Here is a 17,766-nt window from a genome sequence, read left to right as displayed (position 1 = left end):
AAGGTGCCAAGGCATGTACAAGCAAAACTCCCCGAGGCAGGGCCACCTGGCGACCGTCCGCGGCTGCGGTTTTGAACCCTCGGGGAGTTACAACTACGGGGAGTTGATTTTACCGCTTCGGAGCCGGTTTCGGGAACACACTGTGAGCGGCGGCCCACTTACGCCATTCGCCGTCGAGCTGCTTTACTTTATCGGGGTATTTGGCGGCAAGATCGGTCGTTTCGGTGCGGTCGGCAGACAGATTATAGAGCTGCCACGTGGTGTCGCGACCCGACGCCACAATCTTCCAGTCGCCGTAACGTGCGTAACGCGCACCAAAGTGCTCATTGAACAGCCACGGATGACCCACTACCGGCCGGCCGTCAAATGACGGCACCAGGCTCGCACCCGTCGATGGCGTAATGGCATGACCCCGGTATGTTTCCGGATACGTCGCGCCGGCCAGCTCCACAAACGTGCTCATAAAGTCCATAACATGGCCCACCTGCGCGCTGAAACTGCCTTTTTTTGCCTTAATACCTTTCGGCCAGTAAGCGATCATCGGCGTATGCACACCCCCTTCGGTCGATTCCGCTTTCCAGTACTGATAAGGCGTGTTGGCGACATTTGCCCAGCGCTGCCCGATTGATGCAAACGAGGTCTGCGGTCCGGGCATCACCTGCTTTTTCAGATCATACGAAATCGGGCGGCCGTCGCGGGTCTGGTTCGGGCGGTCGAAACCGGGGCCGTAGGCGGCGCAGTTCTCCGGACTCGCACCGTTGTCCGACAAAAAGACGATCAGCGTATTTTCCAGCTGACCGGTCTCGCGCAGGGTCTGAATCATGCGGCCAATGCCCTGATCCATCCGGTCGATCATGGCCGCGTGTACGGCCATCGCACGGGCATCCCACTCCTTGTCCGGATTGGCTTCCCAGCTCAGATCACTCTTGAAACGCTCCGACAATTTAGTAGTCTTAGGATCAATCAGACTCATTTTCACCATGTTGTCGTAGCGGGCTTTCCGGATCGCGTCCCAGCCACCTTTGTAGGTGTCCTTGTATTTCTCGATATCTTCCGGCAGCGCCATCAGGGGCCAGTGCGGCGCGGTGTGGGCCACATACAGGAAGAACGGCGATTTCGATTTGGCAAACGCCTTAATATAGGCAACCGTTGTGTCGCTGATGGCATCGGTATGGTAATAGTTCTTCGGCACCTTCGTTACCGGTTTCGTACCGCTCACGAGACTAAACGGATCAAAGAAATCCACTACTCCCCAGATGTTGCCGAAATAACGGTCGAACCCGCGGCTGGTCGGATACTGGTCAACAGGTGAGAAATCGCCGAAGTCCTTTTTGTGGTTCAGCCAGTCGAGCTGATCCTGCGCATTTTTCTGCACAATGGTGTTCGACACATGCCACTTGCCGGTCATGCCGGTCTGATAGCCTGCTGATTTCAACACTTCCGCCAGCGTTACCGTGTTATCGGTTAACCGGCCCCGATAGCCTGATTCGGGCTCGTTGTCGGTCATTTTGCCGATACCAGCCTGGTGGTTGTAGAGGCCCGTCAGCAGACTGGCGCGGGTCGGGCAGCAACGCGATGTATTGTAGAACTGGGTATAGCGAAGCCCGTTATTAGCCAGATAATCAAGGTTCGGGGTCTTGATTTCGCTCCCGTAACAGCCCAGATCGGAAAATCCCAGGTCATCGGCCATCACCACAATAATGTTGGGCCTTGGCGCCGCAGCCGGTGCTTCTTCCTCTTTTTTGTCAAAGCCAGTACAAACCAGAATGGCTGCGGCCGATGTCATGGCGAGCGACAAGACAATGCCCCGTTTCTTCATCTTATTTCTGTTTTCCGGTTAACGTTTTAATTACTTTTAGCTCATCCTGGCTAAACGGCGAGCCGTCTTTCCGGAGAATGTCGTGGAACCACAGGTCCGGCTCTTTCCCATCCGGGATTGGCGTTCCCCAGGCAAAGATCGTATTTGTTTTACCGGCCACAAATCCCCAGTTAATCGCCCCGATGTTTTCTTCTTTCAGCATCGGCATAATGGTCTGAAACAGACTGCCGTTGCGGCGGGCCATGTATTCCGTACAGATCAGCGGACGGCCCTGTTTGCGGAGCTGACCGATAATCTGCCGGTGTTTGTCGCTGTAGCCATAGTGGTGATACGTAACCACATCGGAATTCTCACGCTGAAAGGCATTCAGTTCGTCAAATTTCGGGCCCCAGCTCCACAATCCGGCACTGATCGGCTGCGACGGATTGACATCCTTCGCCCACGCAAAAACGGCTTTCAGCAACGGCATACTTTTGTTGATACGGCCGTTGTTACCCGGTTCGTTATAGAGGTCCCACAACAGAATCCGGTTGTCGTTTTTAAAGGTTGTCATCACATCCTTCACGTAACGCTCCAGCATCGGCAGACTGTCGGGATGGCTGTCGAGCATTGCGCCCGGGTCGCGGACCCAGCCGCTGTTGTGGATGCCGGGTTTCGGGTCCGGCTGTTTGCCGGGCAGATAGGTTTCGTTCCAGCAATCATCGAAAAACACCAGAATGGTTTTGATCCCGTGTTTGTCCGAAATCCGGAGGTAGTCGTCCAGCCGTTTTTTGAAGCCGTCACGGTCAGATGTCCAGGCCACATGGTGCAGATAAACCCGCATTGCGTTGAAGCCCAGATCCTGCGCCCAGCCTAACTCGCGGTCAATCGTCTGCGGATCGTAGGTGGCCGCCTGAAACATTTCCAGCTGGTTGATGGCGGTGCTCGGCTGAAAGTTACAGCCCCGCAGCCAGCCTTGTTTCTTATACCACGCATCGGCCTGGGCGGCCGTCCACCGTGGCTGTGCATATACGCCTGACAGGGTCAATACCGCAATCAGGGCAGCTAAAATAGTCTTTTGCATGTTTACTTAATGTATAATGACTTAATACCCCGGATTCTGCACACACAGTTTGTTAGCGTCGATTTCGACCTGCGGAATCGGGAACAGGACCCGCTCGGGCTTAGCGTTGGTGACTCCCCGCGCCAGTGCCAGGGAAATGAACGTTCCCTGACGGATCAGATCTTCACGACGTTTGCCTTCCGACACAAACTCCCAGCCGCGCTCCCGGAAAATGGCTGTCCGGAACGCTTCCTTCGTCGCCGCATCGGCAGCCGGCAGGTTTGGAATCCCCGCCCGCGTACGTACCTGGTTGATGAGCGCGGTGGCCTCAGCCGTCGGGCCGTTCAATTCGTTCAGAGCCTCGGCACGGGCCAGCAGAATGTCGGCATACCGGTATACCGGCACGTCATTGCCGCTGTTGTTGCCCACTGTGTTGTTATCCCAGTATTTAAAGCTGCGCGCGTTGTCGCCCGTCGACAGGTCAATGGTCTGGTTGCTGCTGTTTACGTAGCTCGTACAGATCAGCTGCAACCGCTTGTCGGCCGCCGCAAAGCTGCTCGTAAAGGCCGTCCGTAACCGGTATTGCGTGGCAAAGTTCGACATGGTTGATTTATAGGTGAAGTTCGGGAACTGCGGGCTGCTTTTATAGGCAGGTGGCAGGGCACCGGCCTGATACCAGTTGCCGAACGGATCTTCCGGACGGCACTGCAACACCAGAATCATTTCCTTATTGGCCGCCCCTTCGTTTTCAATCCGGAACATACCCGCAAAATCAGGGTTCAGGGCGTAATAGTTGAGATCCATAACGGCCTTAGCCGAATTGGCGGCTTTCTGCCACTGTTTTGTATTCAGGAAAAACTTGGCCAGCATGCTGTTGGCGACACCCTTATTCAGGCGACCATAGGCTTCTTCCTTCCCCGGATCGGGCAGATCCGCCAGGGATTCGGTTATTTCCTTTTCGATAAATGCCAGCATCTCGGCGTCACTGGCGCGGGCCAGTTCGGACGGCTGCGTCGTTGAGGTCCGAAGCGGCACCGGTCCGAAGAAACTGTACAGCAGCGCATAAGCATGGGCACGCAGCACACGGGCCTCGGCTTTATACAGTTTTTTCACCGCATCAGCCGCCGTTACCTTGTCGATATTCTCTACCACCCCGTTGGCGTCGCGAATAGTGCGGTAGTTGGGCGCCCACATATCGTCGTTGAACGTACCGAGTGTAGGGTCCCAGGTAAAGTTAATGATCTGGATCAGCTGACCGTTTTCAGCCCCACCCGTATTAAAACCCATATCGGTAGACACCTCAGAGTCGTTAATCACATACCGTGAATTGGTCTGGGTCTGTGCCTGCGCATAGGCCGAAAACAGCAGGGCTTTAATGCCGCTCTCGGTCGTTAGGACGTTGCCCGGCGAAAACTCAGAGCGGGGGGCTACTTCCAGCGCTTTTTCACAGGATGTCAGGGCGAAAACCAGCGCAAGAGAAGCGATATAATTGTATGCCTTTTTCATGTCGGATGATTGTTATGCGTTACGGTTTTGCCTACAGCTGCAGATTAAGTCCTGCCGTAAATGTCCGGGTCAACGGATAGGTGTTGTAATCGATCCGTAAGATGTTGTCGCCGAGAGCGTTCGCTGCCGGATCGGAGCCCGTATACTTCGTGAAGTTGTACAGATTCTGACCATTCAGGAAAACAGAGGCACCGCTGAGAAACCGGTTTTTCGGTAAGGGCAGCTTGTAGGACAGGCGCACCGCCTGCACCCGCAGATAGGATGCGTCTTCGACCGTTTTGTTGGTCACCTGCCGCTGACCCTGCACATCATTCGGCAGGAACGATGGATAGTCGTTGGTCGGGTTGGTCGGTGTCCATCGGTTCAGGTAGGGCACAGCCAGTTTGTTCCGGCGGTAATCAACCGGATAGTAGGCATCAACCAGGCTACTGTTCAGCATCTTAGCGCCATGTGATCCTTCAAAGAAAATATCCAGAATCAGCGTTTTGTAGGACACGCTGGTATTGAACCCATAGTAGAAATCCGGCAGTGACTTACCCAGAATAACGCGGTCGCTGGCGTTGATCACCTTGTTGCCGTCCAGATCGCGGTATTTCAGATCGCCCGGACGGACACCCGACTGCGCCTGACCGAAATCATCGCCGGTTTGCCACACGCCGTCTACCAGATAGCCATAGAAGGAGCCGATGGATTCGCCCGGTTTCAGGATGCTCACCTGCCCGATACTGCCCGGACCCGAACCGATAAACTGCGACACCTTACCCAGACTCAGCACACGGTTTTTCAGGGTAGTGATGTTAAACCCGACATCTACCCGGAAGTCCTTGCGGTCAACGGCCACGCCTTTCAGCGCCAGTTCGATACCGGTATTGCGCATACTGCCGACGTTTTCAATCCGGCTACCGAATCCGGTACTGACCGGCTGCGGAATGTCGTAGAGCAGTTTTGAGGTTTTCCGGTTGTAGTAATCTATGCTGCCTGTCAGGCGGTTATTGAAAAATCCGAAGTCAAACCCAATGTCGGCCTGCACCGCTGATTCCCACTGCAAATCGGGATTGGCGCTGCGCGACGGTTGCAGCGAGCTGACCCGGTTGCCGTTGAAGACCGCGTTACGGCCCGCCGAGAAGGTGGAGAAATAGAGGTAATTAATCGTCGGCTGGTTACCGGTGGCTCCGTAGCTGGCACGGAATTTCAGGTCGCTCAGGCCTTTGATGTTTTTCAGGAAATTTTCCTCAATAGCCCGCCACGCAAACGCTGCCGACGGGAAGTAGCCAAACCGCTTATTCGGGCCAAACCGCGCCGAACCATCCGCCCGAACCGAGAGCGTCAGCAGGTATTTGCTCATGAACGAATAGTTGACCCGCCCCAGAAACGATACCAGTTTGTTTTCCTGACGCCCGCTACCCACGCCGTTCAGCGTGTTATCGCCGGTACCTAAAGCATTGAATGTCAGGTCAGGCAGCGAGAACGACCGTGAGTTGGCGATCAGGCTGCTGGACGTATAACGCTCGTAGGTTGCCCCCGCCACCGCCGTAATGCGGTGATTCTTAACTTCCTTGTTGTAATTCAGCGTTCCCTCGGTCAGGTAGTAGCCGCGTTTCCCGTCCCGCACGTCGGCATAGCCGTTGTATGACAAACCGGTCAGTGTGGTCGGGTCAATCCAGAAATAACGCTGGTTGTCGTTCAGGTCGATCCCGACGCGTACCTTGGCCGACAGCGACGGCATCAGAAAATACTCGGCAAACATATTGCCGAACGTCCGGTACGTGTCGCCCATTCCATACTGCCCGTTGATGACGGCCAGCGGGCTGTCCATGGGTGCCATCAGTGAAGAGCGGTAGTACGTCCCGTCAGGGTTATAAGCCGGTACTGTCGGATCGTAGTTCTGGGCCATGTACAACGCACTGGCGTTATCGTTCAGCCCGACACCGGTTGCGTTGTAGTAATCGCGGGTGTAGGCCGTTGCCAGGCTAATGCCGACATTGTACTTCTGCGCAACCCCGTTTTCGAGATTTACCCGCGCATTGTAACGCCGCGTAGCCGAGTTGAGCATAATCCCGTCCTGATTGTAATAACCGGCTGAGATGTAGTATTTTGTATTGGCGCCCGCCCCGCTGAACGACAGGTCGTGGGTCTGAATCGGCGCGTCACGCAGCAGCAGACGCTGCCAGTCGGTATTGCTGTTGGTACCGGTTACTTTCGGCGTTGTCAGCTTACCCAGATCAATGATCGAGTTGATTACGTCAGTATATTCCGTACCGGTCATAAAGCGCTGCGTATTCGCTACTTTCTGTACCCCGTACGAACCATTGTATTCAACTTTCAGCTTGCCGTCCTTGCCTTTTTTGGTTGTAATCAAAACCACCCCGTTGGCGCCCCGCGAGCCGTAAATGGCCGTAGCCGAGGCATCTTTCAGGATTTCAATTGACTCAATATCAGCCGGATTCAGGCTATTCAGCGGCGTCCGGTTGTTCGGGTTGCTGGTTGTACCGCCTGCACTGGCCGACCCGATGGCCGCCGCATCGTTCACCGGTAACCCGTCCACTACGTACAAGGGGTCGTTATTGCCCGTGATCGACGTAATGCCACGAATCTGCACGCTCATGGCGGAGCCAGGCTCCCCGCTTTTCTGGTAAATCTGCACGCCCGGCGACCGGCCTGCCAGTGTTTGCTGGAGGTTTACGTTGGCGCCCCGTGTCAGGTCCTGGGCTTTCAGCGACGTTACCGAACCGGTCAGGTCGCTTTTCCGCACGGTACCGTACCCAACCACCACTACCTCATTCAGCGACTGATTGTCTTCTTTCAGCTGGACGTTTACCTCTGAACGGTTGCTGAGCGAAACCTCCTGCGCGACATAGCCAACATAGGAGAACACCAGCACTACCGCGCCGGCCGGTTCCGGAATCCGGAGCGAGTAACGGCCCTGCGCGTCGGTGGTCGTACCACGGCTGGTGCCTTTCACCACAACACTGACGCCGGGCAGCGCGGCATTATTGTCCGCACCGGTCACCGTCCCGTTTACTGTGATGTCGGCCGGACGTTCGGCCGCAGCGGCTATGGCGCCGGTGGTTGTATTTTCGTTGGCGGGGGCATTGGCTTCCATCGGGCCGGAAGCCGGTTCGCTTTGGGCGGGAAATCGGGCGTCGTTAGCCGAAGCCGACGATTTGCGTGCCAGAACCACCCACGTACCCGGTTTCACCTGTTTATACCGCAGATTGAACGGTTTCAGCAGGCGGCCCAACGCTACCTCCAGCGACGTTGTACCGGCCAGTGCATCGGCGGCTACCGTAAGGTTCGCAACCGTCCGGTCTTCGAACAGAATGTCTGCCCGATAGCGGCTTTTCAGTTCGTTTAACGCATCGGCCAGCCGGTGGGTTACTACTGCCGGCGTACTGCCCGACGTACGTGACTGTTGCCGGGCCATGGCCATAATCTGTCCGCTGGCAGGCTGTGGCCCACTGAGCAGTATGCCTACAAGCAGGACAGGCAGTCCAGATGAAAGTACATGTGAACGCATAAGTAAGTTATTCGGAAAGAGTAAGTAAGTCAGTTAGTTATTCAAAAAAAGTGACGGTGTTCTCTTTTTGGCGGTAGTTGATTTCGAGCAGCTCAGCCACTACCTGAAGAAACTCATCGGCGTTATCGGCCTGAAATGAACCCGATACGGTACGATTGGCCAGCTCCGGATCTTTCAGCACTACATCGAGGTTATAATTATCGCGCAGCAGCTCAGCGATTTCGCTGACAGGAGTACGTTTAAACACAAACCGGTGTTCGCGCCATGCCGTACTAACGGCCGGTTCGGGCAGATGGCTCTGTTCCAGCCGGCCTGCTGCATTGACGCTTACGGCATCACCCGGCTTCAGCCGCAGTTTCTGCTCCGTTTTTGCCGCATTCCGGTAATTCAGCTGAATGGCGCCCTTGCTGAGCACAACCTTTGTCCCGCCCGGGCGATCATAGACATTAAACTCAGTACCAAGCACTTCGATGTCCAGTCCGCGGTGGGTATGCACAATAAACCGCTGGTGGGTAGCCGTGTGCCGCACGCTGAACGCCGCCTCTCCGGTCAGCCAGACGGTGCGGGATTTGTCGCCGAAGCCGAACCGTGGCAGGCGCAGGCTCGAATGGGCGTTGAGGGTCACGTCGGAGCCGTCGGGCAGGGTAAACCGGCGGGTTTCACCGTAAGCCGTTTCCACCACGGTAAACATAATCCGGTTACGCAGCAGGTACGTGCCGAGACCCAGCAATACCGTAACGGAAGCCGCAATCAGCCAGCGCGACGGCCCGAAAAAGCCCAACCGCCGGATAATCGGCATGGGCGGCGTTTCGGTGGCAGCCCCCTGCTGTTCCATTTCGGCAATCCGCGCCGACAGTTGCGTAAAGGCCGTATCTTCGTCGGCCAGGTACTGCAGGTGCTGGCGCTCCCATTCGTCCAGCCACGTCATATACGTCAGCTGATTTTCCGGCTGTTGCAGCCATTCCGCAATCATGGTCCGTTGTAAGGGTGTGGCCCGCCCGCTGAAGTGCTCAAACAACGTTTCTTTCATCGTGACCTTGTTCATTCCGTTAACGTGGTTAGTGAGGATACAGACGAAACCGGCCATTCGTTGGGCTGACTCAGCAGCAGCAGCCCGCAGAAAAGCCCCATACGCAGGGTTTGCCGCAGTTGCGATAAAGCACGGCTCAGATGCGCTTCAATCGTTTTAGGCGAAATCTGAAGCTCATCCGCAATTTCACGGTGTTTTTTGCCTTCAAAGCGGCTCATGACAAACACACGCTGGCACTGCGGCGGCAACAGGCGCACGGTCTCTTCAATCCGCTGATACAGTTCGGTATATTGCAGCAACTGCTCCGGATTCTGGACATGGCCCGTATCCAGCCGTTCGCGGTCGGTCTGATCATCGACCGGTACGGCATCCAGATTAAACTCCTGCCGCAGGTGCGAATACGACCGCTTCCGGACCGCGCTGTACAGATACCCCTGAAACGAGGTGTTGATCTGTAAATGCACCTGATTTTTCCAGAAGCTGAGAAACACTTCACTCACCAGGTCCTCGGCAATCGTCCGCGAATGCACAAACCGGGCAGCCTGACTGCATAACGGCCGGTAGTACCGCCGGAACAGCAGTTCGTAGCCACGGCGGGCATCTTCGCTAAAGGCCTGACGAATCATAAATTCAGGATCCATCAGCACCGGATCGCCGGATGCTTTTCCGAACGGATTCGTTGATACAGCAAGATTGGGTTGTTTATCAGCCATTACGGTCAAATCATCATCACCTATCTCTAAGTCCGCATTTGCAGCCTCCCCCCTTAGTCGATTCGTAGATTTTTTTTCATTATTCGGAGGCAGCGATTCATCCTCTTCCATAAATCATTGATTTACAATAGCTATACGTACGGGCGACCCCACGTGGTCGCCCTTCACCTCCATGCCCACCCGTAACTGTACACGCAGTAAAAACTTTAAACTCTATAGAATTTATAGTAATTAATAAAAAAAACATAGCCAGTCGCGAGACCGGCTATTGTTGGCTTAAAAGTGCAAAGCAAATAACTTACGACCAAACAAACGTATCAAAAATGCCTAAAATTCCTTGTCGCCATACTCATTGGCCGGCAGCTTCGCCCGTTTGCTCAGTTGCCGGAAGGTATAGCTCAGGTTCAGCAGAAACATGTCTTTCTCCTGAATGTAGTTGGTTGTGGTGTAAAAATTCCGGCCGTAGGTGGTGATACGCTGCTCATTGGCTGGCAACCAACCCATGCTGATGTTCTGCCATTGAAGCATCATAGTCAGCCGGTTTGCCAGAAAACTCTTTTTCACCAGCAGATTCGGCGTCAGAAAGCGGGAGTCTTCGCCCTGAGCCGTTACGCGCTTCGACAGGTAGTTGACGTTGGCCTGCACCGACCAGGTCGGCGACAGTTGCAGGTTGGTATTGGCATTGAACGAATAGACCCAGGCCTTTTGCGCCACAATTACGTCATTCTGAAACAACTGGCCATTCTGGTGGTAGCGGTACAGGGTTCCACCCGCAAACAGCGACCATTTTTTCGTCAGTTTCAGGTCGGCGGCCACCTCTACCCCTACCCGCTGCGCCAGTCCGGCATTGGTAAAAATCCGGCTCAGAATGGTATCGGTATACACGCGGTTCACACGGTTCACCACGTTTTGTACACCCTGATAATAGGCCGTCAGCAGCAGCGTATTGCGGCCGATTTCTTTGCTGGCACCGATTTCGGCCAGATTTACAAACTCCGGCAACAGGTTCGGATCACCCTGTTCAAGTGTTTCAGAATGCTCGCGCTCCGGCAGCGGATTCAGGGCAAAATTGCTGTTGCGCTGCACCCGGCGGCTATAACCTGCCCGGAATGCCAGTCCTGCCTTTGGTTTAAATTGCAGGTTGAACGAAGGAAACAGGTTATTCAACTGCAGCAAATACGTCTGGTTGGCCGGTAGTGACGTTACCGTCCGGCTGGCGTATTCGTAACGCAGACCAACGGTATAGTTCAACCGCTTCTGCGTCTTGCCAAACTGCATATAGAGACTATGAATCCGGTTGTCAATCGTAGTGGTTCCGGTAAAGGCAGGCACCAGGCGATACGGCTGCCGGTTGCCATCCTGCTGCCAGTAACGGTAATCACCCGCATCCTGCTGGTAGCGTAGCTGGTACCCACTCTCCCATTTGCCGCCCCAAAGCGGTACGCTCAGGTCCAGATTGCCCCGTAGGTTCTGAATCGGCCGGCTGGTGGTTGAATACGAAAACTGTAGCGTGTCGCGGTAATTTGTCTGGTTCAGGTTGCGGTTGCTGGTAAAGCCGCCGATGCGGTCATACTCATACAACAGTCCCGCATTCAGCGTCGCTTTTCGGGTAAATGTATGGGTATGGTCGAGGCTGACGGTATAAAAATCGCCCTGCTTCCGGACGAGGTTAGCGTTAAAATACGCGCGCTGGTTCAGCAGCTGACCGGTAGTTGCGTCGAGGGTTGTGTTCCGGTAAAACAGATCGGCAATGCGGTCTTCGGTGCGGTGGCTTTGGTACAGCCCCAGATTCCACGACGACCGCGCCGAGGGCGTATAGGCAACGGCCAGCCGGTTGGTGAGCGTATGGCGGTCGAAACTCCGTTCGCCTTCCGACGGAAAACGGGTAATGCGGTTATTGAGCGTCGTGCTGACATCCCCGACCCGGCGACCGGCAATGTCATTGCGGATATAGGCCGAACTAAGACTCAGGTCCCATTTGGCCGACCGGTAGTTGAGGGTCATATCGGGGCTGTAACGCACGGGGCCACGGGCATTGCCAAAGTCGTTGACAGAAGGTAATCCGAGCATGCCGTTCACGACTGCCGACCAGCCCTTATCAACGCCTTTTTTGGTAACGATGGCAATGATGCCCGCCTTGCCGTCGGGGTCAAACTGTGCGTTCGGAGTTGTGATAACCTCAATCGACTCAATGCTGTTGGCAGGCAACTGATTCAGCAGGGTTCCCAGATTGGCCTGTACCGGCTTGCCGTTGAGCAGCACCAGAAAGCCGTTTGTGCCGCGCAGGCTTACATCGCCCTCAGCATTGATGGTCAGGCCGGGCAGGTTGCGCAGCAGGTCCGTGGCCGTACCACCGGCCGCCGCCCCGAACTGAGCGGCCCGATACGACTGCCGGTCGGTTTTAATCGTCAGTGCCTCCCGCTGACCGGTGACCTTAACCTCCGTCAGCAGGCGGGTATCGACCTCTACCATCAGCATACCAAGGTCCAGTGCCTGATCGCGGCTTATTTTCAGTGGCTTCCTGAGCGGTTGATAACCAACCAGAAACGTACGGAGACTATAATTACCAGCCTTCACGTTGGGAATCCGGAAATGCCCGACCGAATCAGTCACTTCTCCGGCAACGGCCACCGAATCGGGCAGGCGATAGAGCGCCACGCTCACAAAGGGTACGGGTTTCGCGGAGGTCTTGTCGACCACCGTTCCGGTGACGATTGTCTGGGCGAAAGCAAGTTGCGTGATGCAGCATAACAGGCCGCAAAAGCCTGATAAAGATCGTTTCATAGCAGTATAAGTACCTTTCAGGCTGGCATATACTCGTATGTCAACAATAGTGGTCTTTACCCTTAGTTTATTTTATGACTGCGGCCGTATCCATTGTTCGAGAAACACGCTGATAAAAGCAGTACTACGCAGGCGGAATGCCATTTTGATACTACGTAGCCCTACCGTCAGAAAATAACCTACACGTTTTACAAGGCTTTGTCGTCCAGCCTGGTAAGCGCCTTCGCAGTATAACCCGAACCGGAAAAGGCTGGTATCAATATCCTGATAATTGCCACTCTCCAAAAAGTGTGTAAAGCGACTATCAGTCACCGCAAACGCCGGATAAACGCGCTTATAACGGTCAAAAAAGTCGAAATCACTGAAGTAGAGGCGGATTTCTTCATTATATCCTCCTGCGGTATTGAAGGCATTGGTCTTAATAAGAACGCCACTATTCAGGATATTAAGCCCTTTAACTTCATGCTCGCCAGGCTGGATAAAGGGCAGATGGCTCCCCCGTAACAGCCTGTATTTACAAGGAGAGTTCAGCACACCGTTGACATATAGTTGCGGCACATGCAGCGAAATTTCCGGAAATCTGTCAACGGACGCCTGGTAGGCAGTCAATGCATCGGGCGGTAATACGGTATCCTGATCAAGTAGCATCATCCACTGTTTTCCGAGACCAGACGCCAGCTTCGCTGCCTGGTTATAGGCTTTGCTTACACCCGGATTAGCAGGGTTAGAGACGTAATGGATTGTAAGCCGGTCGTCCATTGATGTGGGGATAAGTGTAGCGGCAGGGCTATTATCGTACACATACAGATCAACGATTGGGGCAGGCGTCAGGCTATTGATCGCCTGAACCAGCGAGGCGTAGGTAGCGGACTTTTTTAAAGGTATTTTATAGAGTACAATTACAATCAGGCACTGGTGGATCATTTAGCAACGTATTATAAGGTGTGTATGCCGATCAGGAAATTAAATATACAATTATATGTATTTTTGTTTACAAAAATACCAGCTATGCACTTTTGCTACAATTCTTGCTAGTCATTTCCAGACCTAGTTGTGTTTATGATGGTTGTTGCATTGTGATAGAAAAACCCGAATTGACAACAACACTTACGGACCATTGAGCCCCGGCTCACGCCGGTGGCCTCGCCCCAACCCGAAGCGGATGCGATTGTATTCGGGCTGATGGACGGCGGAATCGACGATAACCAGGGGCTGGGCAGCCTGCTTTTGGCCGACGCCCGCCACCGCAGAGAAACCGGCCACGGGTATGGTACGCAGATTGCCTGTGACGTAAACAGCCCATATATGAGTCAGTATGCCCCGCCGGTACCGTCCTGACGACCCTCGGCATAGCGGGTCTGCTGCTGGATGTGGGCCTGAATGCCGGCCTGTACCGGCTCCTCAAAAACCTGAGCGACGACGGCACATGGGGCTGGGCGGATGCTCACCGACTGGCAAGCCTTTCAGCAGGATCCGATGTGGCTGGTGACGGGGTAATTGGCGGGGAGGAAACTGTCAAATCCTGCGTTGTCTTTTTGACTCGTGCCATTGCTGCCCGGCTTGAGTTACACTCTTTTCTGACTAACCGCAACGTAGCCTTACTCTTGTGGTAGGCCCTAAAACGTTCAGTCAGGTTTTCGTCTTTGAAAATGATTTGGTTTTGGGCATTTGACGTATATTCAATAGCCGCTAAATCCGGATTCATCACCTCTTTAAAACGGTCAACGATAATTGAGAACGTATTAGGTTGCCGGTGGTCAACGGCAAGTTCAGTCCACTTGGATAAAATCCCTGTTTCCTGACACTTTACCTGGCCTTTGACAGAGTGGGTATCAAAATATGCTTGCTTCACAGCACGAATATCAGCGTGAACCGAGTTTCGGCAAGCTACGTAAAACAACTTTTCGGGTTCATACCTCTTATTGTTAATCAACATCAGGTACGAAATATATTGACTTGTATCATCAGCATAGAAGACCTCGAAGCATTTGGTGTTAAACTGAACACGCGCTACTTGAATATCTTTTATATAGAATTCATCTTCGTCCTCATCTAAGTTATTTTCGCCCGCTTCTTCTGCATCCTCACTTTCCTGCTCTGTCTCTTCATCCACTGCAAGAGAGTTCAAATAGTCATATTCGAGAAGACCAGCAACCGCCTGAAAATCAGACCCACTCAATGATTCTCCGAAGTTGTAAGCATTCAAAATTGCTTTGTAGTAAGCAAGTGCATCTTTCTTAAACTTAAACTCGTTTTTGCCTATTTTGAGCGGTCGTGCCATTCTTTCTATTCCTTTTACCAGCAGTAACCCGCCTGATACGTTTATTTTTCCAACTCAGTTGTTCTCCTTGTCGTCCGGAACCCGGAAAGTGATGCATAAACGCTGCTCTCTGCGGTCTGCAACCTGTCGACCGCAATCCCGAAATGGAAGCACTGCTTGGCCGATTCACCCAAAGCCAACGGGTGTTGATGGCGGGCGAGAAACTTACCGGAAAACACGTACCTGCATCTTTACACATCCATTTCGTTGGGCAGCCAAACTCAGAGTACAGGGGTGCTACCTGTCCACCGCAAGCTTGAATTTATAACACTTAACTTTCTAACGCGCTAAAGCAACCGTAGCCAGGTGCCCATCCCACAATACGCGACTTGTGTAAAGTTAAAGTAACTCCATGCTCCTGGTCGGGAAGAAATTCAAAAGTAATGTCAATGTATGAGAAGTTTTCCTTGTGGGCTTCATACACTATCAGATCGCTGATAGCCAATGCCTGTTTAAGGTCATTTATAGACAACAGTTCTGGAAACAAAAAATCATCATATCCAATCCAGTCAATCCAGACGGGATACAAGGTGTTCTTCGTGTAATCATAAACTAATTCAAGAATTTCTTGCTGGTGCTCAGTCAAGTAGATCAAAGCGTTTATTTGTTCTTGCGTCAACTCAATTGAATAGCAGTTTTTAGAATCGCTAAGTGTGAGCGGTACAATACCATCGCTTCTATTTTTTGAGTTTAGATTGTTTGAGCCGTAATGTGCTGGTTCTGGAATTTCTTTTTGAGTTAGAACCGGTAGTTGAATAGTGGCGATGAAGTCATCGAATTTAAGATTCAGCATACTATAAATGGAGTAATATTTGTATTCAAATGAAAACTGCCAGACTCAGACCTTTACCAAAATCTCAAGTTATGCTTGCCGACCGGAATCTGACTAACGAGCAAAAAACGCTGACTGTAAAACTACTATGCTTGTCAGCGGCAATCTGCCAATGAACGCCCTACACAGACTTGGCTCAACATACCAACACACCCAAAATCAATAAATGTTAATCTACTAACTATCAGCAAATTCATACTGAGTACTCCCCCGATAGTCACAGCTAACCCGATTCTAATGCAATTATGAAAATATACCCAAAATTGTCAACGGGGGATTTCCCGTTGACAAAACAATCACTTATATGTACCGTATACCTAAAAAGCCCTGATCAATACTCTGATCCTGAAGAGTATCGTCTTTTGTTCTAAATCAAAGCTCTAGCTTTGCGACAGCGGCAAGCATCACTTTATTGCCTGTCATTCCCACCCAAAACCAACAAAAAAGGCCCTTTTCAGGGCCTCATGCGTTTTCGGAATATTGTGTAAGCCTACTTTCCGATACAAAACCTACTAAAAATCGAGTCCAGCAGATCATTCGTGGTGATCTCGCCGGTGATCTCGCCGAGGTGGCGGAGGGCCGCGCGGAGGTCCATGGCCAGCCAGTCAGCCGATACGCCGCCGTCGAGGCCGATGATAGCGCGGCTGATGGCGTCGTCGGTGGCCGTCAGGTGCTCCATGTGCCGGGCGTTGGTCACCAAAGTGGTGTCAGCAAGCGTCGCGCCGCGCTTCACAAAGTCGGTCAGGCGGGTTTTCATCGCCTCCAGCCCGGCACCGGTGTTGGCCTGTAGCTGCACCAGATCGTCGCCGAAGGTTTCCTGCCAGTCGGCGAGGGCGGCTTCGGTGAGCTTGTCGGTCTTGTTGGCCACCAGCAGATACGGGATGTTGCGCGCTTGTAGGTCGGTCTGCACCGCGCGGATGTCCGTTTCGCTGTTTTCGGCCGCGTCGAAGAGGTAAATGGCCAGTGCCGCTTTGTCGAGCTGCTGCATGGTCCGCTCCACGCCGATGGCCTCAATAGTGTCCGTCGTTTGCCGCAGCCCTGCCGTATCGATCAGCCGGAAACGGATGCCTTCGATAAACAGCTCGTCCTCAATCACGTCGCGGGTCGTTCCCGGAATGTCCGACACAATCGCTTTGTCCTCGTTCAGCAGCGCATTCAGCAGCGTCGACTTACCGGCGTTGGGCTTGCCGATAATCACCGTCGGCACCCCGTTTTTGATGGCGTTGCCCGTCGCAAACGACTCAATCAACGGCCGCACTACCTGCCGGATGCTAAGCATCAGCGTCCGTAACTGATCGCGTTTGGCAAACTCCACATCTTCTTCGCCAAAGTCCAGCTCCAGCTCCACCAGCGCCACAAAATCAATCAGTTGCTGACGGAGTTCTTTCAGCTTTTTCGAAAAGCCGCCCCGCAGCTGCGTCATGGCCGTGCGGTGGCTCGCTTCCGAGTCAGAGGCAATCAGGTCGGCAACGGCTTCGGCCTGCACCAGATCAAACTGACCGTTCAGGAACGCCCGCTGCGTAAACTCACCCGGACGGGCAAGGCGCGCCCCCTCCTGCGTCAGGCGCTGCAAAATCTGCCGGATGATGTATTCGGAGCCGTGGCACGAGATTTCGACCACGTCTTCTTTGGTAAACGACTTCGGCGCGCGGAATACCGTTACCAGCACCTCGTCGATAATCGCTCCCTCGCGCGTACGCAGCGTCCCGAAGTGGGCCGTATGGCTGGCTTGTTGTGTTAAGTCTTTTCCGCGGAAAATCCGGTTGGTCAGGTCAACGGACCCTTCCCCCGATACGCGGATCACCGCGATGGCTCCTATTCCCGGAGCCGTGGCCAAAGCCGCTATTGGTTCTAACTGAAAAATCAATGTTGTATGTATTAAGCGGGGCCACAAAGGCACTAAGCACCGAAGGAGCACTAAGTTTTTTCCCCTTCGTGCCGCTTAGGTTCTTACTGCCTTCGTGGTTACCGCAAATCAAAGTAAGTAGGACCACAAAGGCACTATGTACCAAAGAAGCACTAAGGTTTTCCCCTTCGTGCCGCTTAGGTTCTCCATGTCTTCGTGGTTACCACAAATCAAAGTAAGCGGGGCCACAAAGGCACTAAGCACCGAAGGAGCACTAAGATTTTCCCCTTCGTGCCGCTTAGGTTCTCCATGTCTTCGTGGTTACCACAAATCAAAGTAAGCGGGGCCACAAAGGCA

13 protein-coding genes are annotated in these 17,766 nt (G+C 53.5%); 1 reads left to right on the top strand and 12 read right to left on the bottom strand.

The window, feature by feature from the left end:
- Positions 1 to 109: 109 nt before the first annotated feature.
- The 8 genes from AC23NW_RS18010 to AC23NW_RS17975 all read right to left on the bottom strand — a co-directional run bounded on the left by AC23NW_RS18010 (position 110) and on the right by AC23NW_RS17975 (position 13,335).
- On the bottom strand, positions 110 to 1,819 hold the full coding sequence (locus tag AC23NW_RS18010) for an arylsulfatase (RefSeq protein WP_487451038.1): 1,710 nt from the start codon (positions 1,817 to 1,819) through the stop codon (positions 110 to 112).
- 1 nt (position 1,820) lies between these two features.
- The gene (locus tag AC23NW_RS18005; RefSeq protein ID WP_487451037.1) at positions 1,821 to 2,882 is read right to left on the bottom strand and encodes a cellulase family glycosylhydrolase; all 1,062 of its coding nucleotides are present in this window, start codon (positions 2,880 to 2,882) and stop codon (positions 1,821 to 1,823) included.
- Positions 2,883 to 2,903: 21 nt separating this feature from the next.
- The gene (locus tag AC23NW_RS18000) at positions 2,904 to 4,367 is read right to left on the bottom strand and encodes a RagB/SusD family nutrient uptake outer membrane protein (protein ID WP_487451035.1); all 1,464 of its coding nucleotides are present in this window, start codon (positions 4,365 to 4,367) and stop codon (positions 2,904 to 2,906) included.
- A 31-nt stretch (positions 4,368 to 4,398) separates the two neighbouring features.
- Positions 4,399 to 7,884 (bottom strand): SusC/RagA family TonB-linked outer membrane protein, encoded by a 3,486-nt coding sequence (locus tag AC23NW_RS17995; protein WP_487451034.1) that lies wholly within the window; start codon positions 7,882 to 7,884, stop codon positions 4,399 to 4,401.
- A gap of 37 nt (positions 7,885 to 7,921) precedes the next feature.
- The gene (locus AC23NW_RS17990) at positions 7,922 to 8,929 is read right to left on the bottom strand and encodes a FecR family protein (RefSeq protein WP_487451033.1); all 1,008 of its coding nucleotides are present in this window, start codon (positions 8,927 to 8,929) and stop codon (positions 7,922 to 7,924) included.
- A complete protein-coding gene (locus AC23NW_RS17985) occupies positions 8,926 to 9,627 on the bottom strand; it encodes an RNA polymerase sigma-70 factor (RefSeq protein ID WP_293839849.1) in 702 nt (233 codons plus the stop codon). Before AC23NW_RS17985 ends, AC23NW_RS17990 begins: the two co-directional genes overlap by 4 nt.
- A 327-nt stretch (positions 9,628 to 9,954) precedes the next feature.
- Entirely contained in the window at positions 9,955 to 12,411 is a 2,457-nt protein-coding gene (locus AC23NW_RS17980; RefSeq protein ID WP_487451031.1) for a TonB-dependent receptor, read from the bottom strand.
- Between the two features lie 72 nt (positions 12,412 to 12,483).
- Entirely contained in the window at positions 12,484 to 13,335 is an 852-nt protein-coding gene (locus AC23NW_RS17975; protein WP_487451030.1) for a glycosyltransferase, read from the bottom strand.
- A 213-nt stretch (positions 13,336 to 13,548) separates the two neighbouring features.
- Between AC23NW_RS17975 and AC23NW_RS17970 the strand changes: the two genes are divergently transcribed.
- Positions 13,549 to 13,749: a hypothetical protein gene (locus AC23NW_RS17970; RefSeq protein ID WP_487451028.1), complete on the top strand. Its 201-nt coding sequence runs from the start codon at positions 13,549 to 13,551 to the stop codon at positions 13,747 to 13,749.
- On the opposite strand, the gene AC23NW_RS17965 is transcribed toward AC23NW_RS17970, so the two are convergent.
- From AC23NW_RS17965 to mnmE, 4 genes are all read right to left on the bottom strand, one after another.
- On the bottom strand, positions 13,722 to 13,859 hold the full coding sequence (locus AC23NW_RS17965; RefSeq protein WP_487451027.1) for a hypothetical protein: 138 nt from the start codon (positions 13,857 to 13,859) through the stop codon (positions 13,722 to 13,724). The genes AC23NW_RS17970 and AC23NW_RS17965 overlap by 28 nt on opposite strands.
- Entirely contained in the window at positions 13,856 to 14,692 is an 837-nt protein-coding gene (locus AC23NW_RS17960) for a DCL family protein (RefSeq protein WP_487451026.1), read from the bottom strand. The genes AC23NW_RS17965 and AC23NW_RS17960 overlap by 4 nt, the downstream gene beginning before the upstream one ends.
- Positions 14,693 to 15,002: 310 nt before the next feature.
- Positions 15,003 to 15,524 (bottom strand): DUF6985 domain-containing protein, encoded by a 522-nt coding sequence (locus AC23NW_RS17955; protein WP_487451025.1) that lies wholly within the window; start codon positions 15,522 to 15,524, stop codon positions 15,003 to 15,005.
- 529 nt (positions 15,525 to 16,053) lie between these two features.
- A complete protein-coding gene (mnmE, locus tag AC23NW_RS17950; RefSeq protein WP_487451167.1) occupies positions 16,054 to 17,427 on the bottom strand; it encodes a tRNA uridine-5-carboxymethylaminomethyl(34) synthesis GTPase MnmE in 1,374 nt (457 codons plus the stop codon).
- Positions 17,428 to 17,766 lie beyond the last annotated feature (339 nt).

Source organism: Arsenicibacter sp. R0_47 (assembly GCF_057652235.1).
This window is presented reverse-complemented; position numbering and strand designations above follow the sequence as displayed.